General features: G+C 61.9%; 14 protein-coding genes, 1 tRNA gene and 1 pseudogene. 11 read left to right on the top strand and 5 right to left on the bottom strand.

Annotated features, from left to right (window positions below; all coding sequences use genetic code 11):
- The 9 genes and pseudogenes from KH208_RS13060 to KH208_RS13020 all read left to right on the top strand — a co-directional run.
- The coding region (locus tag KH208_RS13060; RefSeq protein WP_291437005.1) for a 4Fe-4S binding protein at positions 1-333 on the top strand (333 nt) is incomplete at its 5' end.
- Positions 330-1,253 (top strand): 4Fe-4S binding protein, encoded by a 924-nt coding sequence (locus tag KH208_RS13055; RefSeq protein ID WP_291437003.1) that lies wholly within the window; start codon positions 330-332, stop codon positions 1,251-1,253. The genes KH208_RS13060 and KH208_RS13055, both read left to right, overlap by 4 nt.
- A gap of 74 nt (positions 1,254-1,327) precedes the next feature.
- Positions 1,328-2,950 carry an FmdE family protein gene (locus KH208_RS13050; protein ID WP_291437001.1) on the top strand — a complete coding sequence of 541 codons (1,623 nt, stop codon included), beginning with the start codon at positions 1,328-1,330 and terminating at the stop codon, positions 2,948-2,950.
- Positions 2,951-3,264: 314 nt separating this feature from the next.
- On the top strand, positions 3,265-4,596 hold the full coding sequence (locus KH208_RS13045; RefSeq protein ID WP_291437000.1) for a DUF4147 domain-containing protein: 1,332 nt from the start codon (positions 3,265-3,267) through the stop codon (positions 4,594-4,596).
- Between the two features lie 255 nt (positions 4,597-4,851).
- Positions 4,852-5,259, top strand: a complete 408-nt coding sequence (locus KH208_RS13040) for a Fur family transcriptional regulator (RefSeq protein WP_291436999.1) — start codon at positions 4,852-4,854, stop codon at positions 5,257-5,259.
- A 136-nt stretch (positions 5,260-5,395) separates the two neighbouring features.
- Positions 5,396-5,929 carry a bacterioferritin gene (locus KH208_RS13035; protein WP_291436997.1) on the top strand — a complete coding sequence of 178 codons (534 nt, stop codon included), beginning with the start codon at positions 5,396-5,398 and terminating at the stop codon, positions 5,927-5,929.
- Positions 5,930-5,942: 13 nt separating this feature from the next.
- Entirely contained in the window at positions 5,943-6,131 is a 189-nt protein-coding gene (locus tag KH208_RS13030) for a rubredoxin (RefSeq protein WP_291436994.1), read from the top strand.
- Between the two features lie 198 nt (positions 6,132-6,329).
- Positions 6,330-6,826 (top strand): annotated as a pseudogene (gene tnpA / locus KH208_RS13025) (IS200/IS605 family transposase).
- 170 nt (positions 6,827-6,996) lie between these two features.
- Positions 6,997-9,084, top strand: coding sequence for a methyl-accepting chemotaxis protein (locus KH208_RS13020; RefSeq protein ID WP_291436993.1), 2,088 nt, complete (start codon positions 6,997-6,999; stop codon positions 9,082-9,084).
- A gap of 226 nt (positions 9,085-9,310) precedes the next feature.
- Here the strand turns inward: KH208_RS13020 and ybaK are convergent, their stop codons facing one another.
- Both ybaK and KH208_RS13010 read right to left on the bottom strand, forming a co-directional pair.
- Positions 9,311-9,805 carry a Cys-tRNA(Pro) deacylase gene (gene ybaK, locus KH208_RS13015; RefSeq protein WP_291436991.1) on the bottom strand — a complete coding sequence of 165 codons (495 nt, stop codon included), beginning with the start codon at positions 9,803-9,805 and terminating at the stop codon, positions 9,311-9,313.
- Positions 9,806-9,823: 18 nt separating this feature from the next.
- Positions 9,824-11,875: an ATP-binding protein gene (locus KH208_RS13010; RefSeq protein WP_291436989.1), complete on the bottom strand. Its 2,052-nt coding sequence runs from the start codon at positions 11,873-11,875 to the stop codon at positions 9,824-9,826.
- 423 nt (positions 11,876-12,298) lie between these two features.
- Here KH208_RS13010 and KH208_RS13005 point away from each other — a divergent pair, with 423 nt between their 5' ends.
- Positions 12,299-12,781, top strand: a complete 483-nt coding sequence (locus KH208_RS13005; protein ID WP_291436987.1) for a helix-turn-helix domain-containing protein — start codon at positions 12,299-12,301, stop codon at positions 12,779-12,781.
- Positions 12,782-12,937: 156 nt separating this feature from the next.
- On the opposite strand, the gene KH208_RS13000 is transcribed toward KH208_RS13005, so the two are convergent.
- Positions 12,938-14,512: a dephospho-CoA kinase gene (locus KH208_RS13000; protein WP_291436985.1), complete on the bottom strand. Its 1,575-nt coding sequence runs from the start codon at positions 14,510-14,512 to the stop codon at positions 12,938-12,940.
- Positions 14,509-15,876 (bottom strand): NlpC/P60 family N-terminal domain-containing protein, encoded by a 1,368-nt coding sequence (locus KH208_RS12995; protein WP_291436984.1) that lies wholly within the window; start codon positions 15,874-15,876, stop codon positions 14,509-14,511. Before KH208_RS12995 ends, KH208_RS13000 begins: the two co-directional genes overlap by 4 nt.
- Before the next feature lie 188 nt (positions 15,877-16,064).
- Here KH208_RS12995 and KH208_RS12990 point away from each other — a divergent pair.
- A tRNA-Glu gene (locus KH208_RS12990) sits at positions 16,065-16,140 on the top strand.
- A gap of 35 nt (positions 16,141-16,175) precedes the next feature.
- Here the strand turns inward: KH208_RS12990 and KH208_RS12985 are convergent.
- Positions 16,176-16,415: tyrosine-type recombinase/integrase (locus tag KH208_RS12985; protein WP_291436983.1), on the bottom strand; the 240-nt coding region annotated here is incomplete at its 5' end.

Genomic DNA, 16,415 nt, shown 5'->3' with positions numbered 1-16,415 from the left:
AAGTGCCCGCCGGTCTGCCCTTCGGGCGCGCTGGACCCCTCGATCACGGACATGCACCGCGCGGGCATGGGGCGGGCCTATATTCTCCGGGACCGCTGCCATAATTACACGGACGGCACCATCTGCATGACCTGCTATGACCGCTGCCCCCTGCGCGGTACGGCCGTGGTCCTGTCCGGGGGCATTACTCCGGCCGTAACCGCGGCCTGCGTGGGCTGCGGCGTCTGTGAATATGTCTGCCCGGTCAAGGCCGTGGAAGTGCTGCCCGCATCCGCATCGGGCCTGCCGCCCACGGCCGCGCCGACGCTCAAGGCTCCCGGAGGCGGCGCATGATCTCTTCCCCGGCAATCTATGTCGGCATGCGGCGTTGCGCGCAAACGCTGACCGCGTTAGTATTCTGCCTGCTCCCCTGGCTCAACGCTCCGGGCGCGCACCAGTTCACCCTGATCAGCGGCAGCCTTTTCGCCCTTGATCTCGGGGGTCTGCCCTTTGCCGATCCCGTGGCGGCCCTGCAGGTGGCCGTGAGCGGTTTCGCGCCCGCGTCCCGCCTGTTGCTGGGGGCCGTGTTGTCTCTGGGCCTGGCTCTTTTGCTGGGCCGGGTATTTTGCAGCTGGATCTGCCCCTACGGCTTCTTCTCCGAACTGGTGTCCAGCCTGCGGCGGCGCGCGGCGGGCGTGTCCGGCGGGCATGGAGAGCCTGATTCCCGGCGGCGGGACAGACGGGATGCGGCTTTCATGGGCAGGGCGGGCATTGTGCTGCTGGGCCTTGTGGGCGCGGCGGCGCTGGGTTTTCCCCTGCTGAGCCTGCTCTCCATGCCCGGCGAGCTTTCGTTGGTTCCCCTGCTTGCTTGGCAGGAAGCGGGCAGGGCGGCCGGGCTGATTCTGCTTTCCGCCCTGGCCCTGCCCGTGGCGGCGCTTGCGCTGGAGGCGCTCGGCGGCGGACGGTTCTGGTGCCGCTACGTCTGCCCCCAGTCCGTGCTGCTGGGCCTCGCCGCGCGTTGTCTGCCGCAAGTCACGCCGGGCCTGCGCGTTACCTGGCGGGCTTCGGCCTGTACCTGCAAGGGCGAAACGCCCTGCCGCGCGGCCTGTTCTCTGGCGCTCAATCCGCGCCGGGCGGCCGGACCGCCCCGGCGGGATTGCGTGATGTGCGGCGACTGCCTCAAGGCCTGCGCCGCGCATGGCGGCGCATTGCGCTGGAGCCTGCGCGCCGCGTTTCGGCACGGGTCGAAAGACGGCGGCGGGAACGGCGGGTAACGGATTTTTTCAGCCGGCGGTGCGCGCTGTCGGCATCTCTCTTTGCCTGCAAAGGAACATACAAGGAATAAACTATGAGTATCGGCCAGTGGTCGCATGAAGATTTTATTGCGCAAGTGCTGAAGTTTCACGGCCACGCGGCTCCGGGCGTGATCATCGGCGGCTATATGGTGGAAAAAGCCCGCCGCGCCCTGCCCGAGGGCATTCTTTTCGACGCCGTCTCCGAAACCGTGCAATGCCTGCCCGATGCCGTGCAGATGCTCACTCCCTGTACCGTGGGCAACGGTTGGCTGCGCATCTGCAATTTCGGCATTTACGCGCTTTCGCTCTATGACAAGTACACGGGCGAGGGCGTGCGGGTGCGTCTGGATGTGGACAAGCTGGACCGCTGGCCGCACACCCGCATCTGGCTGCTGAAGGAAAAGCCCAAATCCGAGCAGGAGCCGGAGCTGCTGCGCGCGGAAATGGCCGAAGCGGCCATGGACATGCTCAGCCTGAGCAAAATTCAGATCAGGCCGGAATTGCTGCGGCGCAAGGGCAAGGGCGCCATTGTGCGCTGCCCGCTCTGCGGGGAGTGGTATCCGGCGGCTTTCGGCCGGATCTGCCGCTCCTGCCAGGGCGACAGCCCCTATGAGCAGGGCCCCGGTCTGGCCTTCCAGGAGCCCCGGCTCACGGCGGTGCCCGTGGAGCAGGCCGTGGGCCAGCACGTTCTGCACGACATGACCAAAATTGTGCCGCAACAGTCCAAGGGCGCGGTCTTCAGGGCCGGGCAGAACATCGATGTGGGCGACATCTGCCGCTTGCAGCAGATGGGGCGCTTCCGGGTCTATACCGAGGAGGCCGCCGGGGACAATCCGGACTTCGTGCACGAGGACGCGGCGGTCAGGGCTTTTGCCGAACTCATGCCCGGCGAGGGCGTCACGCCCCAGGGCGAGCCCAGTGAGGGCAAAATCAATTTTTGCGCCGAGCGGGACGGCCTGTTCGAGGTGGACCGGGAGCGGCTCGCGGCTTTCAACATGTTGCCGGACGTGATGTGCGCCACGCGTCACGGCATGAGCGTGGTGCGTAAGGGCGCGCGTCTGGCGGGCAGCCGGGCTATTCCGCTGCTGCTGGCGCGGCCGGTTTTTCTCAAGGCCCTGAGCCTGCTGGACGGCGGCCCGCTGTTCCGGGTGCGTCCCATGCGCAAGGCCAGGGTGGGCACTCTGGTCACGGGCACGGAGGTTTTTCAGGGTCTGATCCAGGACCGCTTTGCCCCCATTATCCGCCAGAAGGCCGAAAACCTGGGTTGCACCGTGGTGGGCGAGCGAGTGGCTCCGGACGACGCTCCGGCCATTGGCGCTGCTCTCGCGCAATTGCTGGATCTGGGCGCGGATCTGATCATCACCACCGCCGGTCTGTCCGTGGACCCGGACGACGTGACCCGCAAGGCCCTGCTGGACGCCGGGCTGACGGACCTGAGCTTCGGCCTGCCCGTGCTGCCCGGAACCATGACCCTGCTGGGCCGCATCGGCGGAGCCCAAGTGCTGGGCGTGCCCGCCTGCGCGCTGTTCTACAAGACCACGGCCCTGGATCTGATGCTGCCGCGCCTGCTGGCCAATGTGCCCATGAGCCGGGCCGATCTGGCTCTGTTGGGGCATGGCGGTCTTTGTCTGGAGTGCAAAAGCTGCGATTTCCCCAAATGCACCTTCGGGCGCTGACACCGGAGCGCCGCGGTCGGCGCGCGGACGACGCCGGGCGGGAGTCCTCCCCCCGCTTGGCGTCGTCTTGACGCTTGTGAAAACCTTTCTTAAAGTATAACGCATCCATTCATATGCCGGTAACGCCGGTCCGAGGGTTTACGCACGGGCGTAAAACCCATTGGGGGAGCAGTTCACGCATGCAATGCGTCGACTGCTCTACAAGGGTTTGCCTGCAAATCCTTGCCGCGAAATGCGGGCAGGCGGGCTTTGCTCGCCGTAAGCGAGCATTTCACGTGTTACATTTTCTGGTGTTTTGTCCAGGCGGGAAGAGCATGGAAGGACAGCGTGAAATCTTGCGGCATGTCTTTGACGCGGCTCTGGAGGCCGTGGCTCCGGATGCCGCGCTGCTGCGCCATGTGCGCCTCGACGGCGCGGGCAGGGGCGAGCTTGTGGCCGACGGCCGCCGCTGGAACCTGGCGGATCGCCGGGTGCGGGTGCTGGGCGCCGGAAAGGGCGTCGCGCCCATGGCCCAGGCCTTGGAAGGCATGCTGGGCGAACGCCTGGACCAGGGCTTTGTGGTGGTCAAGTATGACCACGGCCTGCCTCTGAAGCGCATTTGTCAGGCCGAAGCCGGGCATCCCGTGCCGGACGAGGCCGGAGTGCGGGCCACCGGCCGCATGCTGGAGATGGCCCGGACCTCCACGGAGCGGGATCTGCTGATCTGCCTGCTCACGGGAGGGGCCAGCGCCCTGACGCCCGCGCCCGCGCCGGGCCTGAGTCTTGCGGATCTCAGGCGGACCACCCGGTTGCTGCTGGACTGCGGCGCGACCATTCATGAACTCAACGCGGTGCGCAAACATCTTTCGATCTTCAGCGGCGGGCAGTTGGCCCGCGCCGCCGGGCGCGCCACGGTGCTCAGCGTCATCGTCTCCGACGTGGTGGGCGACCCGCTGGACGTCATCGCCTCCGGCCCCACCGCGCCGGATGCCTCCAGTTTTGACGATTGCCGCGAAATACTCGAACGTTTCGGTCTGGAGTCCCGCTTGCCGTCGGCGGTGCGGGACTATCTGCGCGCGGGCCTTGCCGGGCGTGCGCCGGAAACGCCCAAGCCGGGCGATCCCCTGTTCGGCCGAGTGCGGAACATTCTGGCGGCCACCAACCGCCAGGCCCTGGATGCCGCCGCCCGCGCCGCCGAGGCCCGCGGCTACATTCCCTGCGTGCTGACCGACCGGCTGACGGGCGAGGCCCGGCAAAAGGCCGTGGAACTGGCTGCCGAAGCCCGGCGCCGGGCGGAAGCTCCGGGTCCGGGCGGCAAGGGCCTGTGTCTGCTGGCGGGCGGAGAAACCACGGTGACCATTCAGGGCCGGGGCAGGGGAGGCCGCAATCAGGAAATGGCCCTGGCCGCCGCTCTGGAGCTGGAGGGCCAGCCGCGCGTCTGCGCCCTTTTCGCGGGTACGGACGGCACGGACGGCCCCACGGACGCGGCCGGAGGCTTTGCCTTCAGCGACAGCGTCGCCCGAATGGGAGGCCGGGAGACCGCCCGCGCCCTGCTGGCCGAAAACAACAGCAACGCGGCCCTGGCCTTGAGCGGCGACCTGCTGATCACCGGGCCCACCCGCACCAATGTCATGGATCTGGCCGTGCTGCTGGTGGACCGGCCCTGAACGCGGCTCTTTTTTGCGGGCGGCGCTGAAAGTTGTTTGCGGATGGCTGATGCCTGATTGCAAAAATTTCGAGTGGGATTATGTTCCCGCTTTTCGCGGGATCGTCGGAGAAAGAACGTTGTCCGCTGACGCACGGCCATTGTGCGGCCGCAACATCCTGCGGGTTTTGGGCGTCTGTTTTTTTACATTGGCACTGGCCGGGGCTTGACAGCCCGCTCCGATAACAGTAATTTTTACTAAATTATGGAGGCTGTTATGGCTCAAGTCCAGACCAGGATGACACGGCAACGTGCCGTGATCTTAGAAGAATTACGCAAAACCAAGAGCCATCCCACTGCCGATGAGCTCTATAGCATTGTACGCGAGCGCCTGCCGCGCATCAGCTTGGGCACTGTGTACCGCAACCTTGATTTTCTGGCTGACAGCGGCGAAATCCGCCGTCTGGAAGCGGCCGGTTCCACCAAGCGTTTTGACGGGGACATTTCCTGGCATCAGCATGTGCGCTGCCTGCGTTGCGGGCGTATCGGCGATGTGATGCAGCCCCTGGCCACGCCTCCGGTGGACGGCATCCAGGTGGAGGGCTTTTTCTCCATTGTGGGTTCGCGCATTGAGTTTGACGGCATCTGCGATGAATGCGCGGGCAGCCGGAACGACGTGCAATAGTTGCTTCCGACCGGGCGGGCCGCGCTTTTCCGGCCGGGAAAAAATTTTTTCCCGGCCGGTGTGGCGACTTGCCTTTTGTACAAATAAGGTTAGCATATCCGTGTTTCACATATTCAACCCGCCAAGGAGTAATATCATGGCAGCCAATAAAAAGACCCGTAAAGAAAAAGTCATCGAAGTGCTCAACAAAGCCCGCAGCATGGAGCTCTTCGCCATCCATCAGTATATGAACCAGCATTACAACCTCAGCGACAAGGACTATGGCGAACTGGCCGCCAACATGAAGCTGATCGCCATTGACGAAATGCGCCACGCCGAAGATTTCGCCGAGCGCATCAAGGAACTGGGCGGCGAACCCACGGCCCAGAAAGACGGCAGCGTGAAAGGCGGTCAGGCCGTGCCCGTGATCTATGAAGACGACGTAAACCTTGAGGACAACACCATTGAGGCGTATAATCAGTTCATCAAGGTCTGTGAGGAAGAAGGCGACAACGTGACCGCCCGCCTGTTCGAGCGGATCATCGACGAAGAGCAGATCCATTTGAACTACTATGAAAACACTTCCAACCATATCAAGACGCTGGGCGACACCTTCCTGGCCAAAATCGCGGGCACGCCTTCCGACATCGGCCCGTCCAAGGGCTTTGTGAACGGCGCCGAGGCCGAATAACGCCGGAGTCCGTATGGCTGATCCCAAGGATATCTGGCGTTGTCAGATGGTTAATTGCGGCTATATGTATGATCCCGACCGTGGAGATAAACGGCATAAAATTCCCGCCGGCACCAGGTTTGAGGATCTGCCCGACGACTGGCGCTGCCCGGTCTGCGGAGCCGCCAAAAAAAGCTTCCGCCGCTTGAGCGAGGAAGTATAACGCATCTTCCTTTCTGAATAGACGATACCTGACTTCCGGTCCTTCGGGACCGGAAGTTTTTTTTATGATCGAAAACCCCCCGCTGGCGGGGGGTCTAAAAAGCTTATAGCTTTGCCCATGTCAGCAAAACTCCTTTTGATTTGTTCAAAGGTCTCGCGGTCTGGCAACTGCGAGTCAACAAATCAAAAGGAGGCCACGATGGGTGACGTAAAAAGTTTAGCCCACACAAGGTGGAACTGCAAATATCACATTGTTTTGCGCCCAAATATCGCCGTCAGGTGTTCTATGGTGAAAAGAAACGGGCGCTTGGCGAAATTCTGCGAAAACTGTGTGAATGGAAAGATGTAAAAATAGTGGAGACAGAGTGCTGTCCTGACCACATCCATATGTTGCTTGAGATTCCCCCCCAAATGAGTGTGTCGAGTTTTATGGGCTACCTTAAAGGTAAGAGTAGCCTCATGATCTATGAACAATTTGGGGATTTGAAATTCAAATACCGCAATCGAGAATTTTGGTGCCGTGGGTATTACGTCGATACAGTGGGCAAGAATAAAGCCAAGATTCAGGACTACATCAAGCATCCGTTGGATTCGGATAAACTTGGGGATCAGTTGAACTTACCATACGGAAGCCCGTTTACGGGGCCGCAAGTAGCAGCAGAAATGCAAATGTCAGATCGCAAGAGCGCCTGCTAGGGCGCACTGGTAAGAAAGCCTTACAGGCGCATATGAAGAACCCCCGGCTATGCCGGGGGGTTCCTTTTTGTGCCTTTGAAAATACCACAGTATTTCCCTTCTTGCCCTTTTGAAAAATTCACTGTAGGTCGATAAGTTATCAAGACCTATTCATAACCGGCAGAGATGACATGACTATCCGTAACAAAATTCTGATTTCCATCATTGTATCCGTTTGCGTGGCCGTTGTCGGCTGTGCTCTGCTGGCCTTCTGGCAAAGCCGGAAGGCGGCGGTGGAGGATTTCAGCTCCAACGCGGGCGGCCGTTTACGGCTGGCCGGACAGTATCTGAGCGAGATGATCGGCAATTCCAAGGGCATTGTGGACATCCTTGCCCAATTGCCGTCCGTGGCCGATGCCGACGGACAGGTGACGTCCTATGCGGCCAACACCGAGAGCGTCAAACCGCTGGGCGCGGAGCTCAGTGGTCCGGAGCGCGTGCTCTATGACGAATTCAGCACCTTCACCAAGGTCTACCCGCAGTTCGAGTTGATTTATTACGGCACGCGGGACGGCGGTTTTGTGCAGGCGCCGGACGACACGCTGAGCGCGGGCTTTGATCCGTGCAAACGCCCTTGGTATGAGGCGGCCCAAAAAAGCGACGGCGTGGTGCTGACCGAATTCTATCAGTCCGACAACGGCAATCTGGTCACCACGGTGGCCAAGAGCGTGCGCCGGGACGGCAAATTGCTGGGCGTGGTGGGCATCGACATCAATCTCAATGCGTTGAGCACGTTTCTGGATACCCTCAAGCTGGGTAAAACCGCGCGTCTGCTGCTCACCGAGGATACGGGCCTGATTTTGTACAATCCCACCCGGCCCGAGCGTGTTCTGAAAAACATCCGGGACGTGGGCGAACCCGGCCTGGTGGCGGCCTTTGACCAAGGCACGGGCAGCGGCGAAGTGAGCTATGACGGCAAGACCTTTGTGGCTGTGAGCCAGGTGACGCAGGGCGGCTGGCATCTCATTGCCCTGGTGGACCGCGCCGAGCTTCTGGACAACGCCATGAAGGCCGTCCGGAACATGCTGTATACCGGCCTGGGCCTGGCCGCCGTCGTGGCCCTGCTGGGCCTGCTGATTTCGCGCAGCATTGTTTCCCCGTTGCGCAGGCTGGGCACGGCGGCCCGGGGCGTGGCCGACGGAAATTTTGACGCCATTCCGCGTGAAGACTGTTTTCACGGAGAGTTGAAGGGCCTGCACGCCGACATGCTGCGCATGGTGGATCAGTTGCGCGAGCTCATCAGCACGGCCCAGAGCAAGACGGCCCAGGCGGAGGCGGCGTTGCGGCAGGGCGAAGCTGCTCTGGCCGAAGCCGAACAGGCGCGCAGGGAGGCAGAAAACGCCCGACGCGAGGGCGTACTGCAGACTGCGGAGCAGCTGGCGGGCGTGGTGGACGCGCTGGATTCCACGTCTTCGCATCTGAGCGAGCGGACCAGTTCCATTGCCGGTGCCGTGGATACCCAGCTGGCGCGCACCACCGAAACGGCGGACGCCATGCGCCAGATGAACGGCGCGGTGGCCGAGGTGGCGCGCAACGCCTCCGATGCCTCGGGAATCGCGGCCAGCGCCCGCCGGGAATCCATGAGCGGTAAGGAAAAAGTGCAGGATGTGGTACAGAGCATCAATCAGGTGGCCGCGTTCACTGAAAAAATCAACGAGAGCATGGAGCAATTGCTGCAACAGGCCACAGACATCGGCCAGGTCATGAATCTTATCACCGATATTGCCGACCAGACCAACCTGCTGGCGCTCAATGCGGCCATTGAGGCGGCCCGGGCAGGCGACGCCGGACGCGGCTTCGCGGTAGTGGCCGACGAGGTGCGCAAACTGGCGGAAAAGACCATGGAAGCCACCAGAAGCGTGGGCGCGGCCATCAAAAATATTCAGGAGGGGGCGCAGGCCAACAGCGCCTTTATCCGGCAGTCGGTGGAACAAGTGGCCATTTCCCGCGAGCTGGCGGGCAAAGCCGGTCAGGCTCTGGAAAGCATTGAGCGGATGGTCCTGCACACGGCGGACCAGGTGAGCGCCATTGCCGCAGCCAGCGAGCAGCAGTCGGCCTCTTCGGAAGAGGTGAACAAGAATACGGAAGCCGTAAGCCATATTGCCAGGGATGTGGCCCAGGCCATGACCGCCGCGGACGAGGGCATGCAGGAACTGAACCGGCTTGCCGGTCAGTTGCAGAGCATTATCCGTTCGTTGAAAGAGGGCGCGTCAACTTAGGGAACACTCTCCGCGCAAAAAAAACACGCTTTTACCAAGGCGTCGCAGGCTGTACGCGGGTTTCCCTTGCATGGGGAAACTTCTCCCAATGCGCCATCCGTACGTATCGCACGCGGCGGGGGGGGGCCGGTGACAGTCCTGTTCTTGGTCGGGGAATCCCGCTGCCTGGCGCATGTCCGGCGGGCTTGTTTTCTTTCGGCGCGGAGATGGGTATGGTCCATATATCTCAGTCGGCGGGGCGGGTCAGCGGCGCGTAGGCACCCTGCGTGGCGCGCAACAGGTCGTTGGGCTTGAGCTGGATCTGCACGCCGCGCAAACCGGCGCTGACATAGATGCGTTCGTGCGCCGAGGCGCTTTGGTCAATGAGGACGGGATAGGCCTTTTTGGCGGCCAGCGGGGAGCAGCCGCCCCGGATATAGCCGGTGAGCGGGCGAACTTCCCTGAGCGGCACCATTTCCGCGTGCTTGTTGCCCGAAGCCGCTGCCAGGGCCTTGAGGTCCAGCTCCGCGGCCGCCGGAATGCAGGCCATCAGCACACCGCTCTTGTCACCCCTGGCGACCAGGGTTTTGAACACGCGTTCCGGTTCGGCGTCCAGTTTGCGGGCCATGCTCACGGCGGAAAGATCTTCCTCGTCCACTTCGGCGCGGTGCAGACTGTACTGGATTCCCAGCCCTTCCAACAGACGGGCGGCATTGGTCTTGGGGATCTTGACAACGGGCATGGGTAGGAAATCCGGGGCTCAGCGGCGTTTGAGCCAGTAGGCGAGCTTGTTGCGCAGCACGGTCGCGTCAAAGGGTTTGGAGATATGGTCGTCCATGCCCGCTTCCAGGATTTCGTCGATATTCTCGGGCAGGGTGGCGGCGGTCATGGCAACAATGGGCAGGGTGGAGGATTTTTCCCTGGCAGCCAGTTTCTGGCGGATCAGCCGGGTGGCTGTCAGCCCGTCCATAATCGGCATGCGCACGTCCATGAGCAGCAGATCATAGTCCTTTGCCAGGGCCATGCTTACGGCTTCCTTGCCGTTCTGGGCCAGATCGCAATCCAGGCCCAACTGGTGCAGCATGGCGCGGGCGATCTCCTGATTGATTTCATTGTCCTCCACCAGAAGGATCCGGGCTCCGTCAGGCAGGGGCAGAGAGCTCTGGCCGGGCGGGCAGGCGCCCGGAAGCTTTCGCGAAAGGATGCAGGGGATGATCAGATGGAAGGTGCTGCCGTTGTCCGGCTCGCTTTCACACCATAAGTTGCCGTGCATCAGGCCGGCGATGCGCTTGCAGATGGTCAGGCCCAGGCCCGTGCCGCCGAAACGGCGGGCAATGCTGGCATTGGCCTGGGTGTACGGGTCAAAGAGGTGCTGCTGGTATTCCCGGCTGATGCCCATGCCCGTATCCGTGACCATAAAATGGAGCAGATCCCGGCCGCCGCTGTTTTCCCGCCGGATGCGCAGCTGAACGCTGCCCTTGGACGTGAACTTGACCGCGTTGCTCAGCAGGTTGAGCAGCACCTGCTTGAGGCGCAGACCGTCGCCCCAGAGTTTGGGCGGTACGTCGTCGGCCACTTCGCAGCTGTATTTCAGCCCTTTCTGGTCCAGTGGGAAGCGGATGGAGGTATAGACGAAATCCAGAACCTCTTCCATGCTGTAATTGACGTTTTCCAGGACCATCTTGTTGGCCTCGATCTTGGACAGGTCCAGGATGTCGTTGATGATGGCCAGGAGGCTGGTGGCGGAAGAGCGGATTTTGCGCAGATAGTCCTTTTGTTCCGGCGAAGGATCGCTTTGCAGGGCCAAGTGGGTGAGCCCGATGATGCCGTTCATGGGCGTACGGATTTCATGGCTCATATGCGCCAGAAATTCGCTTTTGGCCTGAGAGGCGATCACGGCCGCCTGTTTTTCATGCTGGGTCTGCAGAAGACCGGTGACGTCGGTGCTTATGGAAAGGCGTACGGGACGGCCGGTATCCCAATGGATGACTTTGTCCACCACTGTGTATGTCCGCTTGGTGAGCCCGTTTTCATAGGTCCACTGGTAGGGGGCGTCCCTGGAGGCAATGATGGCGTTGGTGCAGAAGGGGCAGGGACTGTCGCGCCCCTGCAGGCGTTTGTAGCAGATATTGCCCAGCGGCCCTTCCGGTTTGGGAAAGCTGGCCTCCACGCTCTTGTTCAGGAAGAGCAGCTCGTAACTCTCCATATCGATGATATAGACCGGGTCCACAAAGGCATCCAGAATGTCGCACAACTGATCGTGCTTGCGACGCAGGCGCTCATAGAGACGAAAATGCGTCAGAGTGATGGCCAGCATATTGCCCAGTAAACGGCAGATGCCGGCATCCTCCGGCGTCCACTGACGCGGGGCCACGCGATGCAGCAGGCAGATGCCCCCGAAGAGCTGGCCGTCGTGCAGAATGGGCAGGCAGAGCAGAGATTTGACCTGGAGTTTCAGTAAGAGATCCCGCTGCGGACCGGCGGGCATCAGGCTGGTGTCCGTGGCGCAGAGACTTTTACGTTGCAGCAGGATGTCGAGAATGGGCGCCAGAAGTTCCGTGTCAGCGGGTGGAGAAGCGCCGTGGGCTTTCTCCAAAACTTGATTGAACCAGACGAGCGGCTCCCGCCAGGTCTTATTTTCGTACTCGAAAAGACAAACCTGCCCGCAGTGCAGTGATTCGCCGATATTGGCCAGAGCTGTCTTGAGAAAAGGCTCTTTGCGGTCGTTCAGAAGGGCGGAGCTTGATATTTCCAGGGCCAGGGCCAGCGGATTGGAATATGGTTCCCCCGGGAACTGCGCGATAGTCGGCATATATTCACCACAAGGAGTTTACTGCGTTTCCTAGTAACAAAGTAGGAAGTATAGATGGCCAGATGAGGCCATGTCAAGCGGATAATTTTTCTGGAAAACTACTTGTGCGTCAACCAGATGGAACTCGTTTGTGAAATAAACAAGCCGATATTTATGAAAGACTGTTATTTGGGCGAGATTGAACTCCCATATGGCTCAGACGTTGATTTTGAAAAGGCAGGCGGCTAAAGTCCAAGGTGCGATGTGTCAGAACTTCAACCGCCCACAACTCTTCTTTAGAATAGAATTCTGCTTTTTTCAATTAGAATTGTGGGTAAAATATTAAAATTCTGTTTGAGACATTATCTTCAATTATTTCAGAATATTATTAATATTCTGACTTGAATTGTTGAGGATATCTCTTGAGCGGTGGAACTTTTACCCATGAATTCTACACTTGGGAAGCGCATAAAACTAGCTCGCGGAAAACAGTCACAGGGTGCCTTCGCCCAGGCCATACAGGTCAGCAAAGGGGCTCTGGGTTTCTATGAAAGGGACATAAATCTGCCCAACAGCGAGGTCGTATTAAAAATCTGCTCGGTTTCCGGTGTGAATATCGAATGGCTTCTGACCGGTCTGGGGGCCATGCGGACAGGGGAAGTGCGGGCGGAGCCGCACGAACCGGCCGCCGCCCCGGCGGCCTGGGTTCAGGAGGGTTCCCGCTGTGCCAGGCTGGAGGAAAAACTCGATCGCGTGGAACGTCAGCGCGATGAACTGATGGATGAAAATCGGCGGCTTTATGCCAGAAAAGACAGCCTGATGGAGGAAATCGCGGCCCTGCGCGAACGCGTGGCCCGCCTTGAGGCCAGAATCGGCCGGATGGAGCTTTCCGGCGGCTGCGAACCCTTGCCGGACCCGCTTGCCTAAGGTCAGCCCTTCTTAACCCGCCGCCATGTTCTTTTGTCCGCGGGCTGCGTCGCTCGCCTTGGGCGGCGGGTTTGAACACACCTCGCCGCCCGGGACTCGCCTTTACGGCCAGAGAACGAAAATCCACATTGAGAAACAGCCCCTAACCGGTGGGCATCACTGCCAGAACGCTTCCAACGCGCGCCGCCGCGCCGTTTCCTCTTCCCGACGGAGGTCCTCCAGGCGGCCGGCCAGATCCTCGGCCGCATTTTCCAGCGCCTCCGGCGAACCGCTGTTGTCCACCAGCAGATCGCAGGCCGCCTCCTTGCGGGCTTCCGGCCATTGCCAGGCTTCCAGGGCGGCGGCCTTTTCCTCGCTCCAGCCTCTGTTGGCCATGATCCGTTGCAGTCGCAGGGGCAGAGGGCAGTGCACGCCCACGGTCAGGGGGGCGGGATTGAACGCCGCTTGCCAGCCGCATTCAAAATACAGCGGTACTTCGGCCACGGCCAGAGCAGCGCCCTCCGCCTCCCGCGCCTGCCAGAAATCCTCAATGGCGACGCGCACCAGAGCGTGCACCAGCTCTTCCACTTCGCGGCGCAGGGCCGGGTTTGCGCGCATGGCCGCCAGCAGGGCCGTCTTATCCACGCCGCCGTTCTCCGCCAGCAGGTCCCGGCCCGAACGTCGTTCCAGCCATGCGGCGACTTCACCGCCCGGCGCATACAGCCCGGCCACGAGGGCGTCGGTGCTGACGCAGGGCAGGCCCTGTGCCGCCAGATGCCGGGTGAGCGCGGACTTGCCGCTGCCCGGATTGCCGGTGACGATCACCCGCCGCATCCGGCGGCAGGCCGTCAGACCCGCCTGGGGCAGATCCTCGGGCGGCGGGCAAGCAAAATGCATTTCCTCTCCGCTGTCCGGATGGTTGAAGGCCAGATGCCAGGCGTGCAGCATCTGGCGCGGGGCCAGATCGCGCACCGGCGCGGGCGCATACAGCTTGTCGCCCAGCAGGGGATGGCCCAGATGGGCAAGATGCACGCGGATCTGATGGGTGCGCCCGGTATGGATGCGCACGGCCAGCAGAGAAACCCGTTGATCCGGCGTATTCCAGAGCCGCTTCCAGGTGGTATGCGCGGGCTTGCCGCCGCGCGTTTCGGGCAGTACTGCCATTTTGATCTTGGCCGTGGGATGGCGCCCCAGGGGCTCGCGGCATTCCCCCTGTTCCGGCGGCAGGCCGCTGACCAGGGCCAGATATTCCTTGCGCACCTCGCGCCGGGCAAAAGCCGCGCTCAGGGCCAGGCGCGCGGGTTCGGTCAGGGCCACCAGCAAAAGGCCGCTGGTATCCTTGTCCAGACGGTGGACAATGCCGGGGCGCAGGCCTTCCAGTCTGCCCAGTTGCGGAAAGCGTCCCAGCAGGCGCTGCACCAGGGTGTGTTCCGGGCAGGAAGGGCAGGGGTGCACAGTGAGCCCGGCGGGCTTGTTGCAGACCACCAGGCTTTCGTCCTGCCAGAGCAGTTCAAGATGTCCTTCCTCGGGGCTGAGCGCGTTTTCCGTCGGCGGCAACTCCAGCAGCACGCGCTGACCCGGACGGGTTTTGGCGTCGGGCCGGGACACGGGCAGGCCGTCCACCAAGCAGTGCCCGGCAAGCACGGCCTTTTGCAGGGCCGCGCGCGAAAGGCCGGGCGCGGCGTCCCGCAGGACGCGGTCCAGGCGTCGCCCGGCCGTGTCCGCCGTGATCAGCAACTCAATGTGGTTCACGGGCGTGATCCCGCCAGGGTGGACAGGGTACGCAGCCGGTCGGCAAAGGTCATGGGCCGGTAGAGATTTTTCAGCTCCGCGCCGGGCGTAATGGAGGTGACCACGGCCCGGCCGATGACGAAGCGCGCGTCGTCGTTGCCGTCCTCAATGGTACGCACGCCCCAGACGTTGTGAAAGATGGCGGCCCGGCCCTTGTACTTGCCCACATAGAGAGTGATATGCCCGCGCATGCCCACCAGGCTTAAAAACGGCACGCCGTTACTCAGAATCAGGGCTTCCTTTTCCTTGGAGCTCAGGTCTTCCAGGGGCTGTACCACGCCCATGCGCGCCTGCGCCCCGGAGTTGCGCGGCAGCCAGAGGCCGAAGGGCGTGAACAACTCTCGGGTCAGGGCGGAGCAGTCCCGGTCGCCGAACATACCGCCCCAGCCGTAGCGCTGGCCCATCATCACATTGCCGACCATGGCCACGTTGCCGGGGGTCAGGGGCAGCGGTTTGGGCGCGGCGTCGCCTTTGGCGAGAACGACTTCCGCGCTGCGGGCCATGCCGCCCGGCCCCTTGAGCGGCACCAGCACCCGCAGGCCGCCTTCCGCGCTTTCGCCGTTCAGGGGCAGCATGGTGCCGATGTTGGCCTGGCCGTCACGGCCGTCGGGTCCGCCACCGGGCAGGGTCACTTTGTCGCGCAGCAGGGCCGCGTACCGGCCCGAGCGCCAGACGTTTTTGAATTCCTGATCCACCAGGGCCACGTCTTCGGCGTCCACCCAGCCGCCAGCCACCGGGCATTCCACAAAATGCCAGCGTCCGTCCAGGCTGGTGTGCGCGATGAGCAGCGGCGTGCCCGGCGGCAGCAGAGAATACTGGAAATAATCAAAGGGGTTGGCCCTTGAATCGGGCGTGGGCTCGGAAAAGCGGGTTTCGTGGGTGGGCATTTCACGCAGATCCGTATTGCGTACGGTAATGGCGGCCTGCGCGCGCGAGGGAAAGGTCCGCAGATGCGCGTTGCGGCTTATCTGATCCCATTCCGTCTGGGACCAGCGGATGTCGTCGCGCTTGAAGCCGCGCGCCCGGCGGAAAATGGCCGCCACATCGCGCTTGCGCATGGAAGTTTTGCTCATGTCCCAGGGGCCGAAAAAAATCCGGTTGAAGCGCGCGTCCTGTGCGGCCTGTTCTCCGGCGTCGAGCAGGGCTCTGTCCGGACCGGCGGCCTTGGCATAGACGTTCAGATCCTGCGGAAATTGGCGCAGATCCGCCAGCGTGCCCATCCAGGGGGGCAGCTCTCCCTCGCGGGTGGGCACCTGTTTGCCGCCGCAGGCCGCAAGCAGCATCAGGCAGAACACGGAAAGGAGGAGGCGGAGGACTGTTTTCATGGGCGTTGTTTCCTTCTCTGACGGGAAAAGCAATGACGCGGCGCACGCGAGATGGATTGCGGGCCGCCGTTCGGGCCAAGAGCATACATAGCATCAGGGCCGCTGTTCCGGCAACGCCTTCTTTGCGGACCGGATATCTCACGCGGGCGCTTGACAAAGCGGCCTGTTCCGACTATTACAAACGAGCTGTCACCATCGTCTATCCGGTTAGGACGGCGGCCTCTCAAGCCGCTAAGACGGGTTCAAATCCCGTTGGTGACGCCAAGTTTCCAGGTTTTGCGATTTGAGCATGTGCAAATTTATGTGCAAATCGCTTTTTCCAGGGGGGCGAAGGGTACGACCTTCGCCCCCTTCTTTTTTGCGAAGGCGGCTTCGATCTTGTCCGGCTGCACGCCGAGACTCTTGATATATCGAGCCGTGGTGTTGGGGTTCTTGTGCCGAAGCACGGCCTGCACAGAGGGGATATCCATTCCTTCATAGGCCAATATCGTGGCTGACAAGTGCCGGATGGCATGGAAACCAAAAGGCTTGACGCCTGC

It is taken from the genome of Desulfovibrio sp. (assembly GCF_018379785.1).
Taxonomy (GTDB): Bacteria; Desulfobacterota; Desulfovibrionia; order Desulfovibrionales; family Desulfovibrionaceae; genus Desulfovibrio.
Note: the sequence above shows the minus strand (reverse complement) of the source record. Positions and strands in the feature narration are given on the sequence as shown.